At 73.1% G+C, this 15,098-nt stretch carries 16 protein-coding genes; 10 read left to right on the top strand and 6 right to left on the bottom strand.

Going from position 1 to position 15,098, the window contains the following annotated elements:
• Positions 1–6 precede the first annotated feature (6 nt).
• A complete protein-coding gene (locus tag H4W80_RS09555) occupies positions 7–777 on the top strand; it encodes an enoyl-CoA hydratase/isomerase family protein (RefSeq protein ID WP_192784759.1) in 771 nt (256 codons plus the stop codon).
• On the opposite strand, the gene fdxA is transcribed toward H4W80_RS09555, so the two are convergent.
• Together fdxA and H4W80_RS09545 are read right to left on the bottom strand one after the other, a co-directional pair.
• The gene (gene fdxA, locus H4W80_RS09550) at positions 778–1,119 is read right to left on the bottom strand and encodes a ferredoxin (protein ID WP_192784758.1); all 342 of its coding nucleotides are present in this window, start codon (positions 1,117–1,119) and stop codon (positions 778–780) included. It abuts the gene before it with no gap.
• Positions 1,120–1,134: 15 nt separating this feature from the next.
• Positions 1,135–2,109, bottom strand: coding sequence for an NAD(P)/FAD-dependent oxidoreductase (locus tag H4W80_RS09545; protein WP_192784757.1), 975 nt, complete (start codon positions 2,107–2,109; stop codon positions 1,135–1,137).
• Between the two features lie 206 nt (positions 2,110–2,315).
• On the opposite strand from H4W80_RS09545, the gene H4W80_RS09540 reads away from it, so the two are divergent.
• The 8 genes from H4W80_RS09540 to H4W80_RS09510 all read left to right on the top strand — a co-directional run bounded on the left by H4W80_RS09540 (position 2,316) and on the right by H4W80_RS09510 (position 9,486).
• Positions 2,316–3,530, top strand: coding sequence for an aromatic ring-hydroxylating dioxygenase subunit alpha (locus H4W80_RS09540; RefSeq protein ID WP_192784756.1), 1,215 nt, complete (start codon positions 2,316–2,318; stop codon positions 3,528–3,530).
• On the top strand, positions 3,530–4,468 hold the full coding sequence (locus tag H4W80_RS09535) for a DODA-type extradiol aromatic ring-opening family dioxygenase (RefSeq protein WP_192784755.1): 939 nt from the start codon (positions 3,530–3,532) through the stop codon (positions 4,466–4,468). Before H4W80_RS09540 ends, H4W80_RS09535 begins: the two co-directional genes overlap by 1 nt.
• Positions 4,465–5,757, top strand: coding sequence for a M20 family metallopeptidase (locus H4W80_RS09530; RefSeq protein ID WP_192784754.1), 1,293 nt, complete (start codon positions 4,465–4,467; stop codon positions 5,755–5,757). Before H4W80_RS09535 ends, H4W80_RS09530 begins: the two co-directional genes overlap by 4 nt.
• A gap of 9 nt (positions 5,758–5,766) precedes the next feature.
• Complete coding sequence (locus tag H4W80_RS09525; protein WP_192784753.1) at positions 5,767–6,615, top strand: alpha/beta fold hydrolase; 849 nt, start codon at positions 5,767–5,769, stop codon at positions 6,613–6,615.
• Positions 6,612–6,737, top strand: a complete 126-nt coding sequence (locus tag H4W80_RS62560) for a hypothetical protein (RefSeq protein ID WP_264085971.1) — start codon at positions 6,612–6,614, stop codon at positions 6,735–6,737. The genes H4W80_RS09525 and H4W80_RS62560 overlap by 4 nt, the downstream gene beginning before the upstream one ends.
• Positions 6,738–6,750: 13 nt before the next feature.
• Entirely contained in the window at positions 6,751–7,644 is an 894-nt protein-coding gene (locus H4W80_RS09520; protein WP_192784752.1) for an alpha/beta fold hydrolase, read from the top strand.
• Entirely contained in the window at positions 7,641–8,591 is a 951-nt protein-coding gene (locus H4W80_RS09515) for a quinone oxidoreductase family protein (RefSeq protein WP_192784751.1), read from the top strand. Before H4W80_RS09520 ends, H4W80_RS09515 begins: the two co-directional genes overlap by 4 nt.
• Before the next feature lie 70 nt (positions 8,592–8,661).
• Complete coding sequence (locus tag H4W80_RS09510; protein WP_192784750.1) at positions 8,662–9,486, top strand: IclR family transcriptional regulator; 825 nt, start codon at positions 8,662–8,664, stop codon at positions 9,484–9,486.
• On the opposite strand, the gene H4W80_RS09505 is transcribed toward H4W80_RS09510, so the two are convergent.
• Entirely contained in the window at positions 9,487–10,296 is an 810-nt protein-coding gene (locus tag H4W80_RS09505) for an alpha/beta fold hydrolase (RefSeq protein WP_225963339.1), read from the bottom strand.
• Between the two features lie 124 nt (positions 10,297–10,420).
• Here H4W80_RS09505 and H4W80_RS09500 point away from each other — a divergent pair, with 124 nt between their 5' ends.
• Positions 10,421–11,215: an IclR family transcriptional regulator gene (locus H4W80_RS09500; RefSeq protein WP_192784749.1), complete on the top strand. Its 795-nt coding sequence runs from the start codon at positions 10,421–10,423 to the stop codon at positions 11,213–11,215.
• Between the two features lie 3 nt (positions 11,216–11,218).
• Here H4W80_RS09500 and H4W80_RS09495 read toward each other — a convergent pair whose 3' ends face one another.
• The 3 genes from H4W80_RS09495 to H4W80_RS09485 are packed head-to-tail and all read right to left on the bottom strand — an operon-like array spanning position 11,219 to position 15,098.
• On the bottom strand, positions 11,219–12,097 hold the full coding sequence (locus tag H4W80_RS09495) for a sugar phosphate isomerase/epimerase family protein (RefSeq protein ID WP_192784748.1): 879 nt from the start codon (positions 12,095–12,097) through the stop codon (positions 11,219–11,221).
• The gene (locus H4W80_RS09490) at positions 12,094–14,232 is read right to left on the bottom strand and encodes an ABC transporter ATP-binding protein (protein ID WP_318786776.1); all 2,139 of its coding nucleotides are present in this window, start codon (positions 14,230–14,232) and stop codon (positions 12,094–12,096) included. Before H4W80_RS09490 ends, H4W80_RS09495 begins: the two co-directional genes overlap by 4 nt.
• Entirely contained in the window at positions 14,229–15,098 is an 870-nt protein-coding gene (locus H4W80_RS09485) for an ABC transporter permease (RefSeq protein ID WP_192784747.1), read from the bottom strand. The genes H4W80_RS09490 and H4W80_RS09485 overlap by 4 nt, the downstream gene beginning before the upstream one ends.

Genomic DNA, 15,098 nt, shown 5'->3' with positions numbered 1-15,098 from the left:
GCGCAGATGACGAAATATCTGGATGTGCGGAGGGATGGGGGGACGGCGACGATCGTCATCGACCGGCCGCCCGCCAACGCCGTCGACCCGGCGTTGATCGAGGAGTTCCTGGAGGTGATCCCGCCGCTGGCCGGGGACCCCTCGGTCCGCTGCCTGGTCGTCCGCGGGACCGGCCGCTTCTTCGTCGCGGGGGCCGACATCGCCGTGATGCGCGACCTGTCCGTGGCCAACCACGTCAAGATGCGCCGCTGGGTCGAGGTGCAGCGCCTGCTCGAACGCGCGCCCAAGCCGGTGATCGCGGCGATGAACGGCCACGCCCTGGGCGGCGGGGCCGAGCTGTCGCTCGCCTGCGACCTGCGCATCCTGGCCTCCTCGGCGACCATCGGCTTCCCCGAGACGAGCCTGGGCCTCTTCCCCGGAGCGGGCGGCAGCCAGCGGCTGCCGCGCCTGCTCGGCCCGCACCGTGCCAAGCGCCTGATGATCGAGGGCGCCCGCCTGTCCGCCGCCGAGGCCCTCGACCTGGGGCTGGTGGACGTGGTGGCGGACGACGACGACTTCGACCGCGTGGTGGCCGGGCACGCCGAGGACCTGGCGGCCCGGCCGACCACGACGATCGGCCTGCTCAAGCGCATCGTGGAGGCGGGCTACGACCTGCCCCTCGACGACGCGCTGGAGCTGGAGTGGCAGGCGGTCCTGGAGCTGATCGGCACCCAGGACGCCGCGGAGGGGCTCCAGGCGTTCCTGGACAAGCGCCCTCCGCGCTTCACCGGCCGCTGATCAGGCGCCGTAGCCGGTCACCAGTGCCGTGTCGGCGTTGAGGTCGCCGACCTTGCGGGCGCCTCCCGGGCTGCCGAGGGGCGCCTCGCGGCCGGGCAGCACCTCGGCGAAGAACGCCCTGGCGTCGTCGAGGAAGAGCGTGCGCGTCTCGTCGCCCCGGGCGGCCCGGTCGACGAAGATCGCGTCCACCGGGCACTCCGGCTCGCACGCCCCGCAGTCGATGCACTCGGCGGGGTTGATGTAGCTCTTGCGGTCGCCGACGTAGATGCAGTCGACGGGACACACGTCCACGCACGCGCGGTCGTTGACGTCGACGCACGCGGGGCCGATGACGTAGCTCATGAATCTCTCCTGTGCTCAGACGCTTTCCGTGGAGTGCCCCGGGAAGAGGGGCAGCTCGGGGTCCAGTTCGACGGCGGCGTTGTTCACCGCGGTGGCGACCTCGCCGAAGCCCACCGACATCAGGCGGACCTTGCCGTCGTACTCGGCGAGGTCGCCGGCCGCGTACACGCGGGGCAGGCCCGTACGCATGCGCTGGTCGACCAGGACCGACCTGCCGCGCAGCGACAGCCCCCAGCCGGCGAGCGGGCCGAGGTCGCTGATGAACCCCAGCGCGGCGATGACGGAGTCGGCGGGCACCGCGCGGTCGGCCTCGCCGCGCGTGCGCAGGTGCGCCCGCTCGACCCGCTCCGCGCCCGACAGCCCGACGACCTGGCTGTCCACGACGATGCGGACCCCCGCCGCGCGGGCGGCCGCGACGCCGCCCGCGTGCGCGCGGAACGCGGCCCGGCGGTGCACCAGCGTGACCGACCTGGCCAGCGGCGCCAGGGCCAGCGACCAGTCGACCGCGCTGTCGCCGCCGCCCACCACCACGACGTCGTGGCCGGCGTGCGCGGAGGGGTCCGGCACGAAGTACGTCAGCCCCCGGCCGAGCCATTCCTCGCCGGCCGGCAGCGGCCGCGGGGTGAACGTCCCGATGCCCGAGGTGAGCACGACGGCACCGGCGCGGACCGCCGTGCCGTCCAACAGCACCACGACCGGCCTCGGGTCCGCGTCGCGGCGCAGCTCGACCGCCTGCCGCCCGAGCAGGTGGACCGGATCGTACGCGGCCGCCTGGGCCGAGAGCGCCGCCACCAGCGAACGCCCGGGAACGCCGGGGATCCCGGCCACGTCCCGGATCTCCTTCTCCGGGTACAGCGCCGAGATCTGCCCGCCGACCTGGGGCAGCGCGTCGACGAGCACGGTGCGCAGGCCGCGGAACCCGGCGCAGTAGGCGCCGTAGAGCCCGGTCGGCCCCGCTCCGATGATCGCGATATCGGTTTCGATCTCCAACGTCGCACTCCTTTCCGGCCACGGAAGCTACACAGCGCCCGCGCCGCTCCCCGCGGGTCGCGGCCCGCTGACCGGAACACGGCTCGCTCAGCGGGACACGGTCCGCTGGGCGGGATGCCGCGCTGGGCCGCTCGGCCCCGCGGGTGGTGAACTGCCTGTCGCGGCGCATCGGGAGCCGCGGACAAGCCATGGAAGCGGAGGCGAGAATGAGTGCGGAGGCGGGTACGCCGGCTGCGATCGGGGGAGACGCCAGGCGCCGGCCATCGCGGCGGGGCCGGCTGCCGGGCCGGCAGGACTGGTCGAGCTGGCCCCACTACCAGGCGGCGGCCAGCGGGTTCCGCGGCTACTGGTATCCGGTGGCGTTCTCCTCGCACATCACGGGGAAGCCGAAGGCGATCACGCTGCTCGGCGAGCGCATCGTCGTCATCCGGGACGGCGGGAAAGCCTACGCGCTGAAGGACCGCTGCCCGCACCGGGGCGTGCCGCTGAGCTACGGCAACCAGCAGTTCCCCGGCACGATCTCCTGCCCGTACCACGGCTGGACGTTCGACCTGGAGACCGGCGCGCTCAAGGCGGTGATCACGGACGGGCCGCGGTCGCCGATCTGCGGGAAGGTGACCCAGCCCACCTACGAGGTCGAGGAGCGCCTCGGCATGGTGTGGATCTTCGTGGGGGACGGCGAGGACGCCCCGCCCATCGACGACCAGCTCCCCGAGGAACTGCGCGACAACCCCGCCGTGATCGGCGCGCGCATCCAGTCCCGCGTGGGCAACTGGCGCTTCGCCTGCGAGAACGGCTACGACGAGGGACACGCCAAATACCTGCACCGCACGGCGCTGTGGCGGCTGTTCAAGGCCATGCCGGTGTGGAACGAGACCCGGATCGTCCGCCGCGGCCGGTGGATCTTCCGGGTGCAGGACGCCCAGCACTGGGACGCCGACTTCCCCGGCCTGGGCAGGTGGAGCAACCAGGCGTGGTACAAGCTCAAGCCGCCGAAGCAGGTCGCCAACATCGGCAACACGGGCAGCCACCGCAAGGTGAACCCGGCCATCGCCGCCGAGGAGTTCCCCGGGTTCGCCTCGGTCAGCATGCCGGGCGTCCTGCGCATCGTCTACCCGACCTTCATCCACTACGAGTTCTACGTGCCGGTCGACGCGGACAATCACCTCTACGTCGGCGTGATGGCCAACTTCGAGAAGGGCATCAGGACGCTGCCCTTCTACGCCAAATACCTCGGCGCCGTGCGCTGGCTCTTCCACGGCCAGTTCTCCGGCCAGGACAAGTGGATGGTCGAGGTGACCGACGCGCCGCCGGAGCGGCTGTACCGCCCCGACGACTCGCTCCTGCAGTGGCGCAAGCTGGCCGAGGAGGTCACGGAGGAGCGCGCGGAACGCCTCAAGATCACTGGGGACCTCGGCTGATGGGCGAGATCGTCCTGGGCGTGGGCGCGTCCCACTCGACGCTCATGAACACCCACTGGGACCAGGTCGAGCACAAGGACCGCGCGGAACGCTTCCGCGCCGCGCTCGGCACGGCCCGCGACGCCCTCGCCGCGGCCCGTCCCGACGTGGCGATGATCATCGGGTCGAACCACTTCCGCGGCTTCTGGCTGGACCTGATCCCCGCCTTCACCCTCGGCGTGGACGAGGTGATCGCGTCCGGGGAGTCCGGCACGCCGTCGGGCCCGCAGCGCACCCGCCCCGACCTCGCCCAGAGCCTCGCGGAATCCCTCGTCGAGGCGGGCACCGAGGTGGCGATCTCGGCGAGGCTGCAGATCGACCACGGCCAGAGCCACGCCGTCCAGTACCTGCTTCGCGACCTCGACGTGCCCGTGATCCCGCTGGTGGTGAACGTGTTCGCCACGCCGCTGCCGCTGATGAGTCGCTGCGCCGAGCTGGGGCGCAACCTCGCCGCCGCGGTGGCGGCGCTGCCCGAGGGGCTGCGGGTGGCGGTCATCGCCTCGGGCGGGCTCTCGCACCGGCTGCCGTGGCCGAGCCGCTGGCAGGACCCGCACGGGCCGGACGAGGAGTTCCTGGTGGAGGCCTGGCGGGAGGGCCGGGGCGACTGGGAGCGCTACGACGCGCGCCGCCGGCAGATCATCACCGCCGCGCGGCCGGTCATCTTCCCCGAGTTCGACGAGGAGTTCCTGGCCGCGCTGGAGCGGGGCGAGCTGGAGCGCTACGCCGGCCTGTCCACCGAGCGGATCGAGGAGGCGGCCGGCAACGGTGGCCAGGAGTTGCGGTCGTGGCTGGCCATGGCGGCGGCGCTGGGCTTCGCGCCCGGTCGGACGCTGGCGTACGAGCCGATGCCGGAGTGGCTGACCGGCATGGGGGTCGCCGTCATCGAGCCGGCGTCATGAACCGCGACGATCTGGTGCGAAAGGCCCTCGCGTCGATCACCGAGGACCGCCTGCGCGCGGCGGCGGTGGACGTCACCTCCATCGCCAGCCCCACGGGCGGCGAGGCGCCGCTGGCCCGGTGGCTGGCCGACCGGCTCGCCGCCGCGGGCCTGGAGGCGCACGCGCAGCGCATCGACGACGGCCAGGCCAACGCGGTCGGCCGGCTGAAGGGCGACGGCACGGGCGCCGACCTCATGCTGTACGCCCCGATCGACACCCTGACCACCGGCGACCCGGACCTGGACGTGCCCTGGATCGGCCCGGAGCTGCGCCCCGACATGCGGGCCGAGGCCCGCTGCGAGGGCCCCTACGTCAGCGGCCTCGGCGCGAGCAACCCCAAGGGCCACGCCGCGTGCGTCCTGGTCGTGGGCGAGGCCCTGGCCGCCCTGCGCCCCCGGCTGTCCGGGGATCTGCTGGTGGCCTTCGGGGCCGGTGGCATGCCCACCAACGCCATCGCCCCGGACGGCCGGGCGAACACGGGGCACGGGGCCGGCTGCTCGTTCCTGCTCGAACGCGGCTGGCAGCCCGACCACGCGGTGATCGCCAAGCCGGGGGACTTCGTCGCGCACGACGAGGTCGGCCTGTGCTGGTTCGAGATCGTCGTCCCGGGGACCCACACGTACGCGGGGAGCCGGCACCGCCTGCCGTACCGGAACCCGATCGTGACCGCCGCCGAGGTGGTGACGCGGCTGGAACGGTGGCTGGCGGACTACCCCGAGCGGCACCGCACCGCGACCGCCGCCCCGCAGGGGATCGTCGGGTCGATCGCGGGCGGCTGGGAGCGCATGCTCGCGGTCACGCCCGCGGCCTGCCGCATCCGCCTCGACCTGCGCATCGCGCCCGGCACGACTCCGCTGGAGGCCAAGCGGGAGCTGGCGGCGTACGTCCGGCAGGTGTCGGCGGAGCTGGGCACGGAGCTCGCGGTCGAGATGGTGCTGGCCATCCCGGGCACCCGCACGCCGCCGGAGAGCTGGGTGGTGCGCAGCGCCGTACGCGCCTGGGAGAGCGTGAACGGGCGCCCGCACGAGCCCGTGGACGGCAACAGCGGCGCCACCGACGCCAACATCCTGCGGGCGCGCGGGATCCCGACGGCCCGCGTGGGCATGCCGAAGGCCGTATCCGATGACTTCGCCCTCGGCATGAACACCGTCGACGTCAGGGCCATGCGCCGCCTGTGCGAGGTGCTCCTGCGGGTGGCGGCCGGCACCGTCACGCGCACGCGCGCCGAGATCGACGAGACCAACGACTGAGGAGGCGCGATGGAACCGCCCAGCGGTTCGTACGCCGACGCCGACGGCGTCAAATACCACTATCTCGACCTGGGGTCGGGACCGGACACGATCTTCCTGCACGGCGGCGGCCCCGGCTGCACCGGGTGGAGCGACTTCGGCCCGGTGGCGCCGCTGTTCGCCGCCGAGCGCCGCTGCCTGATCGTCGACATCCTGCAGTACGGCAGGTCGGACAAGTGCGTCATCACCGGCCCGATGTGGGACTTCCACGCGGCCAAGACGGTCGCGCTCATGGACGCGCTGGGCGTGGAGCGGGCCGACTTCGTCTGCAACTCCTGGGGCGGCACCATCGCGCTGTGCCTGGCCGCCCGATACCCCGGCCGGGTGCGCTCGCTGGTGATCACCGGCAGCATGCCGGTCTTCCACGGCCCGCTCGCGCCCCTGCCCGAGGGCGGCCGCCGCGGCCGCAACGCGCGGGACGTCTACTACGGCGGCGAGGGGCCCACGCGGGAGAAGATGCGCGACCTCATCACCCGCCTGGAGTGGTACGACGGCGACCGGCTGCCGGAGTCCACGCTGGACCTGCGTTACGAGCAGAGCCTGGATCCGCAGGAGAGGGCGCTGGCCGCCATGTCCGACTCGCCGCGCGGCGAATGGCAGGACCTCACCGCCGAGCTGGCCGGGATCCAGGCGCCGGCGCTGTTCATGTGGGGCATGCAGGACGCGTTCCTGACGCCCGACTATCCGCTCATGCTGGCGCGCATGGTGCCCCGGGGCAACCTGTACGTCATGGACCACGCGGGACACCACCTCCAGGAGGAGCGTCCCGAGGCCTACCACGCCGTGGTCACCGGATTCCTGACAGGGGTCGGCCGATGAAGAGACTGCTGATCGCCGCGCCCGCCGTCGCGCTGGCCGTGCTCCTCGCCCGCCTGCTGGCGGCCCGCAGCAACACCCAGGTACACCGCATCAACCAGGACAAACCCTCCCTCGACCGTTGAAGGTGACGTGACGATGACCATCTGGACCGAGTTGAGCCCGTTGAGCCTGAGCGTCTCGTACGTGGACGCGGGGGGAGTGCCGACCCGCAGCCTGCGGGCCGGATCGGGCGAGCCCGTGGTGTTCCTGCATGGGACCAGCGGGCACCTGGAGGCGTTCACCCGCAACCTGGCCGCGCACGCGGAGCGGTACGAGTGCCACGCCATCGACATGCTGGGCCACGGCTACACCGGCAAGCCGGACTACCCGTACGAGATCCCGCGCTATGTCGAGCACCTGCTGGCGTACTTCGACGCGGTGGGCATCGAGCGCGCGCACATCGTGGGCGAGTCGCTGGGCGGCTGGGTCGGCGGTCGCGCCGCGATCGACCACCCCGACCGCGTGGCGAGCCTGCAGCTGCTCTGCGCGGGCGGCACCGTCGCCAACCCGCAGGTCATGGAGCGCATCAGGACGAGCACGCGCGAGGCCGTGCTCAGCGACGACGTGGAGCTCACCCGCAAGCGGCTGCGGCTGCTCATGGCCGACCCGGCCGACGCCACCGAGGAGCTGGTGGAGGTGCGGCACGCGATCTACCACGAGCCCGCGTTCGTGGCAGGCGTCGACAACCTGCTCTGCCTGCAGGACATGGAGACCCGGCAGCGCAACATCCTGCGCCCCGGCGACCTGGCCGAGATCTCCCAGCCGACGCTGATCGTCTGGGGCCGCAAGAACCCGTTCGGCGACGTGCCGGAGGCGACCGCCATGCACGAGGCCATCGCGGGCTCGCAGCTGGAGCTGTTCGAGGAGTGCGGCCACTGGCCCCAGCACGAGCAGGCCGCGCGCTACAACCCGCTCAGCCTGTCCTTCCTGGCCAAGAGCTCGGCAGCGGGCTTCTCGGGCCGAATCTCCGGCCGGGTGTCGGGCCGATGACGCGCGCGGCTCGCTTCCACGCGTGGGGCGCGCCCCCTGTCGTGGAGGACGTCCCCGAACCCGCGTACGCGCCGGGACGGGTGCTGGTCGAGGTCAGGGCGGCGGCGCTGGGTCATCTGGACCTGACCGTGGCCACCGGATCCTTCGCGATGAAGCCCGCCCTCCCGTACGTGGGCGGGGTCGAGGCCAGCGGGGTGGTCCTGGAAGCCGACGACCTCGCGCCCGGCACGCAGGTGCTCCTGCGCGGGGGCGGGCTGGGCCTGCTGCGCGACGGCTGCTGGACCGAGCGGGTCAGCGTCAGCCCCAAGGCCGTCAGCCCGCTGGCGGAGCCGCTGCCGCACGAGGTGGCCGCGTCGTTCTTCGTCCCGGCCACGACGGCGTACGTCGCCCTGCACGACATCGCCCGCCTGGAGCCGGGGGAGGAGGTCGTCGTGACGGGCGCCACCGGGGCGGTCGGCGCGATGGTCGCCCAGCAGGCGCGGCTGGCCGGGGCCACGGTGACCGGGCTGGTCGGGCGGTCCGACCAGCTCGATCGGGTGCCCGAGGGGGTGCGCGGCGTGGCGGCCGACGACGCCGCGGCGCTCGCGGAGCTGGCCTCGGCGCGCCCGGCGTCCCTGCTGGTCGACACGCTCGGCGGCGCCGGCCTGGTCGAGCGCACGCGCTGGGTCCGCCCCGGCGGCCGGGCCGTCGTCATCGGGTACGTGCTGGGCGCGTCCGTGACGGTCGATCTCCCGTCGTGGCTGCTCGACGACGTGGCGCTGCTGCCCGTGAACATGGTCCGGCACGAGCGGCGGGCGCGCGAGGTGGCCCCGTCGCTGGTCGGCCGCCTGGCCTCCGGCGAGCTCGGCGTGGAGGTCGAGCGCTTCGACCTGGCCGAGATCGGCAAGGCCCTGGAGCTGCTGCGCGAGGGCAGGGTACGCGGGCGTGCGGTCGTCACGTTCGGATAGCAGCCGGGCCCGTTCCGCTCACCGGGACAGGGCCGTTGTCCGGAACGGACACGGGCCCCATCATCGGTCAATGGCTCTCATGCACTCCCCGTCGTCACCTGACGTCAAGCCCCTGGCCATCGTCCCTTCGCCCGAGCACGACGCGGCGGCCAACAGCGTACTGGGCAAGGTGCGGCTGATCCTGGAGGCCTTCGGCCCCGACGACGAGAGCCTGGGCCTGTCCGAGATCGTCCGCCGCACCGGCGTGGCCAAGGCGTCGGTCCACCGGCTGGCCCAGGAGCTGCTGCAGTGGGGCCTGCTGGAGCGGCGCGGGTCCGAATACTGGCTGGGCATGCGCCTGTTCGAGATCGGGCAGCGCGTGCCGCGCCAGCGGATCCTGCGGGAGGCGGCGCGGCCCTTCATGGAGGACCTCTACCAGGCGACGGGGGAGACCATCCACCTGGCGGTGCTGGACGGGCTGGAGGTCATCTACCTGGAGAAGGTCTCCGGCCACGGCCAGGTGTCCAGGCCGTCGCGCGTCGCCGGGCGCATGCCGCTGCACTGCACGGCGACCGGCAAGGCCCTGCTGGCGTTCGGCCCGGCGGCCCTCTTCGGCGACGTCGTGGCCACCCCGCTGGCCCGCGTGACGCCGCGCACGGTCACCGCCCCCAAGCTGCTCGCCCAGGAGATCCAGCAGGCCAGGAAGTCCGGGTACGCCGTCGAGCGGGAGCAGACCCGGGTCGGCTACCTCAGCGTGGCGATCCCGCTCACCGGGGCCACCGGGACCATGGTCGCCGCGCTGTCGGTGACGGCGCCGACCTTCCGCGCCGACGTCAACAAGTACGTGGGCCTGCTCAGCATGGTGAGCAGGCGCATCACGAAGTCGATCATGGCCGCCGACGGCGGCCGGACCTGATCAGGCCGTCAGGAACGCCGCCACGGCCGCGGCCACCTCGGCCGGCTTGTGCTCCATGAGCGGGATCGTGCCGCCCTCGACGACGGCCGACGTCACGCTCGCCGCCCCGGTGAGATGCTCCCGGAGCGGGGCCAGGTTCGGCAGCGCGAACGGGTCGGCGGCGCCCGCCAGCAGCAGCACCGGCGCCGTCACCAGGCCGATCCGCTCCTCCATGACGTAGCGCGCGCACGCCCGGTGGCCCTCCGCCGGATCGACCCCCGGCGCGAGGGCGTCGCGGACGAACCGGTCGAGCAGGCCGGTGACCGGTTCGGGATAGTACGGCTGCCGCAGCCGCCACAGCTCGACCAGGTGGCCGCCCTCCGGTGACGGTTCGGCCTCGTCCACCCCCGGGCCGTGCGCGTGGGAGGCGCGGTAGCGGGCGTCCGCCCACGGGGCCGACGACAGCACCAGCAGCCCCACCCGCTCCGGCGCGGACGCCGCCAGCTCGACGGCCACCGCGCCGCCGGTGTGGTGGCCGAGCACGTCGGCCCGCTCGATGCCGAGGGCGTCCAGCAGCGCCAGCGCGCCGGCCGCGAACAGCTCGATCGTGTGCGGCGCCGGGGGCTTCGCGCTGGCCCCGAAGCCGACCATGTCCATGGCCAGGACGCGACGGTGCGGCGCCAGCAGGGGCATCAGCTCGCGGAACTCGTCCCACGACCTGGGAGTCTGGTGCAGGAGCAGCAGGGGCCGGCCCGAGCCCTGCTCGGCGTAGTGGAGCTGGCCGAAGGGCGAGTCCGCGTACCCGAAGCGCGGCGGCGCCGTGATGTCCAAGGGGTCCTCCCTCACGCCGGGTCGTCACCTGATCTTTACATCGGACCGCCCGGCCAAATCTATACATTCCACACGTTCTGCACTATTCATGGGACAAATGGAAGTGGTCGCGAGGGGAGTTCCGATGTCCTCACAGGTGTTCGTGGCGGCGTCGGCCGGCCCCGATGAGGAGGAATACCCCAATTCGGTGCTCGGCAAGGCCCAGCTGATCTTCGGGGCGTTCGAGTCGGGGGCGGTCCGGCTCCGGCTCACCGAGCTCAGCCGGCGCTCGGGGGTGCCGAAGGCGTCGGCGTACCGGCTCGCGCAGGAGCTGGTGCAATGGGGGCTGCTGGAGCGCAAGGGGGACTCCTACCAGCTCGGCATGCGCATGTTCGAGCTGGGCCAGCGGGTGCCGGTCTCCGCCGTGCTGCGCCGCGTGGCCCGGCCCCTCCTCACCGACCTGTTCGCCGCCACCAGGGCGACCATCCACCTGGCGGTCCTCGACCGGAGTCACGTGCTCTACGTGGAGAAGGTGGCCGGCGAGGCGAACGTGAACACCCACTCCCGGGTGGGCGGGCGCCTGCCCGCGGCGTGCACGGCGACGGGCAAGGCCCTGCTCGCGAACCTCCCCGACCTCGAGGAACGGCTGCGCCGCCTCGCGCTGACCGGCCTGCCGCGCCTGACGCCGCGCACCGTCGCGTCCGTGGAGGACCTGCGCCGGCAGCTCGCGGTCGTCAGGGAACGCGGTTACGCCATCGAGAAGCAGGAGATCCTGCTGGGGTTCGGCAGCATCGCCGTCCCGGTCAGGAGAGCCGATGGAACGGTCCTCGCGTCCGTGTCGGCCGCCGCGCCGCTGTCCCGCCTGGTGGCCAAGCGGCTGCTGCCCGGGCTGTTCGCGGCGGCCGACGGCATCTCCCGAGCCGTCGAACGGGAGCGCTGAACCTCAGAAGGCGCCGTGCATCCAGCGGGCCGACGCCTGCGCGCTCTCGTACGGGTCGGCGATGTCGGGCCGGTCCACCTCCACCATCAGCCACCCGTCGAACGCCTCGGGCAGGTTGCCGATGATGCCGGTCAGGTCGAGCTCACCCCGGCCGGGCTCGACCCAGAGCCCCGCGAGCACGGTCCGCCGGTAGTCCCACCCCTTCTCGCGGCCCTCGGCGGCGACGCTGAGCCGGCAGTCCTTCACGTGGACGAAGGGGATCCGCTCGGCGTAGTCCTTCACGAGCCGGGCGACGTCGGCGCCCGCCCACGCCAGGTGACCGGTGTCGGGCAGGAAGCCGAGCCGGGAGTCCGGCAGGGCGTCGAGCACCGCCCGGCCCTCCTCCTCGGTCTCGACCCACGTGCCGACGTGCGGGTGCAGGCACGGCCGGACGCCCTCGGCCACCATGGCGTCGCAGATGCGCCCGATCAGCTCCGTCACCGCCTCGAGGCGGGAGGGGTCGGCGTCGTGCCCCTGCCCGGGGTTCAGGACGCGCGGCGCCTCCTTGCCCATGCCCAGGCCCAGGCCGATCTCGGTCAGGCCGAGCCGGGCCTGCGTGCGGGCGACCTCGGCGGCGGTGGCCACGACGGTGCCCTCGTTGCCGTCCCTGCCGTCCGAGCGGCAGGGGAAGTAGCCGGGCGCGAGCGACAGGCCGACCTCGTCCAGCAGCGCCCGGTACCGCTCGACGTCGAAGCCGGCGGGCACGTCGGACATGACGTGGTCGAACCCGGCCCGCTTGATCTGGGTCAGCAGTTCCTTCGGCGCGGGGGCCAGCGACGGGTCCAGCCAGCCGTCGGCGCTGGCCATCCACTGGATCGGGTTGAGCGCGATCTTCGCGGTCATTCGGTTTCCTTTCCGTTCTCGGCAAAGTGGCAGGCGGCCCGCTGGCCGGTGGCCGTGAGGGTGAGCTGGGGGTCGATCTCCGTGCAGATCGTCCGGTCCGGGTTGACCAGCGGGCCGATCGGGCACCTGGTGCGGAACCGGCAGCCCGACGGCGGGTTCGCGGGGCTGGGCAGGTCGCCGGGCAGGACGATGCGCTCGCGCGTGCGCGCGGAGACCGACGGGACGGGGGAGGACGACATCAGGGCGGCGGTGTAGGGGTGCTGCGGGTTGCCGTAGACGGCGGCGGCGTCGCCGTACTCCACGATCCGGCCCAGGTACATGACCGCGACGGTGTCGCTGAGGTGCCGCACCACCGACAGGTCGTGGGCGATGAACAGGTAGCCGAGCCCGAGCTCGTTCTGCAGCTGCTCCAGCAGGTTGATGATCTGCGCCTGGATCGACATGTCCAGGGCGGAGACCGGCTCGTCGAGGATGAGCGCGCGCGGCTGCCTGGCCAGCGCGCGGGCGATGCCGATCCGCTGGCGCTGGCCGCCCGAGAAGGCGTGGGGGTAGCGGTCGAGGTGCTCGGCGCGCAGCCCGACCTGCGCCATCAGCGACCGCGCCGCCTCCTCGCGCTCCCGGCGGCCGACGCCTCTGAACGCGAGAGCCTCGGACAGCGACTGCCGGATGGTGCGGCGCGGGTTCAGCGACGCGTACGGGTCCTGGAACAGGTACTGCACCGAGGACCTGACCCGCCCGAGATCCGCCTGCCCCATCGTGCTCACGTCGGCGCCGTCGACGAGGACCGACCCGCCCGAGACCCGGTTGATCCCGACGATGCTCCTGGACAGCGTCGACTTGCCGCAGCCACTCTCGCCCACCAGGCCGAGCGTGCGGCCGGCGTGCACCGACAGGCTCACCGAGTCGACCGCGTACACGGGCGGGTCGCGGTGGAACAGCCCGCGCCGCCGGGAGCCGACGTCGATCCGCAGGTCGCGCACCTCGAGGACGGGCGTCGCGGCGTCCGGCTTCCCGACTTGGGCGGGCGGCTCGGGCGCGCGGACGGAGACGCCGGCGGTGGGCGGCTGGAGGGCGGAGGCGTCGGCGGTGGGCGGCTGGGGGTCGCGGACCGAGACGTCGGTGGTGGCGCGCTGGGCGACGAAGCAGGCCGCCGACTGCCCGCCGGCGCCGATCTGGAGCAGCGCCGGCGGCTCCTGCTCGCAGACGTCCTCGGTGAAGCGGCACCGGGGGGCGAACGGGCAGCCGGGGGGCGGCGCGGCCGGGTCGGGCGGCGCTCCCGGGATCGCGGGCAGCGGCTGTCCGATCCGGTCGTCGTCGAGGCGGGGCATGGCCGCCAGCAGCGCGGCGGTGTAGGGGTGCCGCGGCTGCTCGAAGACCTGCTCGACGGTGCCCTTCTCGACCGTGCGGCCGCCGTACATGACGACGACGTCGGTGCAGAGCTCGGCCACGACCCCCATGTCGTGGGTGATGATCGCGATGGCGATGCCGAGCTCGGTGCGCAGCCGGGCGAGCAGGCGCAGGATCTGCGCCTGGATGGTCACGTCGAGGGCGGTCGTGGGCTCGTCCGCGATCAGCAGCGCGGGGTCGTTGGCCAGGGCGATCGCGATGACGACGCGCTGGCGCATGCCTCCGGAGAACTGGTGCGGGTAATGGTCGATCTTCGTCCGGACGTCGGGGATGCCGACCTGGTCGAGCAGCTCGATCGCGCGCCTGCGCGCGGTCTGGCGGTCGGCCCCGTGCAGGGTCATGGCCTCGGCGATCTGGTCGCCCACCTTCATGACGGGGTTGAGCGCGGCCTGCGGGTCCTGGAAGACCATCGCGACCTTGCTGCCGCGGCGGCGGCGCATCTCGCGTTCGGGCAGGGCGAGCAGGTCCTCGCCGCCGAGCCGTACGGAGCCGGCCACGACCTCGCCCGGCGGGCGCAGCATGCGCATGATGGAGCGCGCCGTCACCGACTTGCCCGAGCCGGACTCGCCGACGATGCCGAGCACGTCGCCCGGGTAGATGTCGAAGCTGACGTCGTTGACGGCCTTGACGCCGCCGTTCTTCAGACGGAACTCGGTGCGCAGGCCTTCGACCCGCAGCAGCGGCACGTCCTTCGCCGTCTCGGGGGCCAGGGATTCGGTGGAGGTCACCGGCGGTTCACCGCCTCGTTGAGCGCGTCGGACACCAGGCTGAAGGCCACCGCCACCAGGAGCAGCAGGAGGGCGGGGCCGACGATGTAGGTGGGGGACTGGGTGACGAACCGCAGCCCGTTGTTCAGGAGCACGCCGAGCGAGGGCGTCGGCGGCTGGACGCCGAGGCCGACGATGCTCAGCCCGGCCTCGATGTAGACGCCGACGACCATCCACACGGCCGCGTTGACGACGGCCGAGTCCATGGCGTTCGGCAGGACGTGCCGGACCAGGAGCTGCGGGCGGGAGACGCCGAGCACCCGGGCGGCGAGGACGTACTCCCTGCTCTGCTGGGCCAGCCAGGCGCCGCGGGCCAGCCGGCCGGCGGTGGGCAGCCCGCTGATCAGGATGGTCAGGAACAGCGCAGGCCAGCCCGGTCCCAGGATGGCCACCAGGCAGATCCCCAGGATCAGGCCGGGGAAGCCGATGATCACGTCGAGCAGCCGCTGGACCGCCGACCCCAGGTGCTCCGACAGCGCGCCGCTCAGCCCGAGCAGGACCCCGATCGCCATGCTGAGCGGCACCGCGGTGAAGATCAGGCTGAGGTCGATGCGCAGGCCGTAGATGCTGCGGACGAAGATGTCGCGGCCGAACTCGTCCACGCCGAAGACGTGCGCGGCCGAGATCCCGGTCAGCGCCTCGCGGCCCTGCTCGTCGTACCCGCCGGGGAAGAGCACGGGGGCGAGCAGGGCGGCCAGGCTCATGACGGCGAGGATCGACAGCCCGATGACGCCCTTCGGCGTGCGGAACGCCGACAGGTAGCGCGCCAGCGTCGGGTTCAGCCGGCGGGCGCGCGGGATTCCCCCTTCGAGTGGAATGTCTGCCAT

The sequence above is a fragment of the Nonomuraea angiospora genome (assembly GCF_014873145.1).
Classification (GTDB): Bacteria; Actinomycetota; Actinomycetes; order Streptosporangiales; family Streptosporangiaceae; genus Nonomuraea; species Nonomuraea angiospora.
This window is presented reverse-complemented; position numbering and strand designations above follow the sequence as displayed.

What these genes read in the sequence shown, in the direction of transcription:
- H4W80_RS09555 (WP_192784759.1), top strand. Translation starts at nt 7, where the DNA reads ATGACGAAATATCTGGATGTGCGGAGGGATGGGGGGACGGCGACGATC.
- H4W80_RS09535 (WP_192784755.1), top strand. Translation starts at nt 3,530, where the DNA reads ATGGGCGAGATCGTCCTGGGCGTGGGCGCGTCCCACTCGACGCTCATG.
- H4W80_RS09510 (WP_192784750.1), top strand. Translation starts at nt 8,662, where the DNA reads ATGGCTCTCATGCACTCCCCGTCGTCACCTGACGTCAAGCCCCTGGCC.
- H4W80_RS09515 (WP_192784751.1), top strand. Translation starts at nt 7,641, where the DNA reads ATGACGCGCGCGGCTCGCTTCCACGCGTGGGGCGCGCCCCCTGTCGTG.
- H4W80_RS09540 (WP_192784756.1), top strand. Translation starts at nt 2,316, where the DNA reads ATGAGTGCGGAGGCGGGTACGCCGGCTGCGATCGGGGGAGACGCCAGG.
- H4W80_RS09495 (WP_192784748.1), bottom strand. Translation starts at nt 12,097, where the DNA reads ATGACCGCGAAGATCGCGCTCAACCCGATCCAGTGGATGGCCAGCGCC.
- H4W80_RS09500 (WP_192784749.1), top strand. Translation starts at nt 10,421, where the DNA reads ATGTCCTCACAGGTGTTCGTGGCGGCGTCGGCCGGCCCCGATGAGGAG.
- H4W80_RS09525 (WP_192784753.1), top strand. Translation starts at nt 5,767, where the DNA reads ATGGAACCGCCCAGCGGTTCGTACGCCGACGCCGACGGCGTCAAATAC.
- H4W80_RS62560 (WP_264085971.1), top strand. Translation starts at nt 6,612, where the DNA reads ATGAAGAGACTGCTGATCGCCGCGCCCGCCGTCGCGCTGGCCGTGCTC.
- H4W80_RS09485 (WP_192784747.1), bottom strand. Translation starts at nt 15,098, where the DNA reads ATGGCAGACATTCCACTCGAAGGGGGAATCCCGCGCGCCCGCCGGCTG.
- H4W80_RS09530 (WP_192784754.1), top strand. Translation starts at nt 4,465, where the DNA reads ATGAACCGCGACGATCTGGTGCGAAAGGCCCTCGCGTCGATCACCGAG.
- H4W80_RS09520 (WP_192784752.1), top strand. Translation starts at nt 6,751, where the DNA reads ATGACCATCTGGACCGAGTTGAGCCCGTTGAGCCTGAGCGTCTCGTAC.
- fdxA (WP_192784758.1), bottom strand. Translation starts at nt 1,119, where the DNA reads ATGAGCTACGTCATCGGCCCCGCGTGCGTCGACGTCAACGACCGCGCG.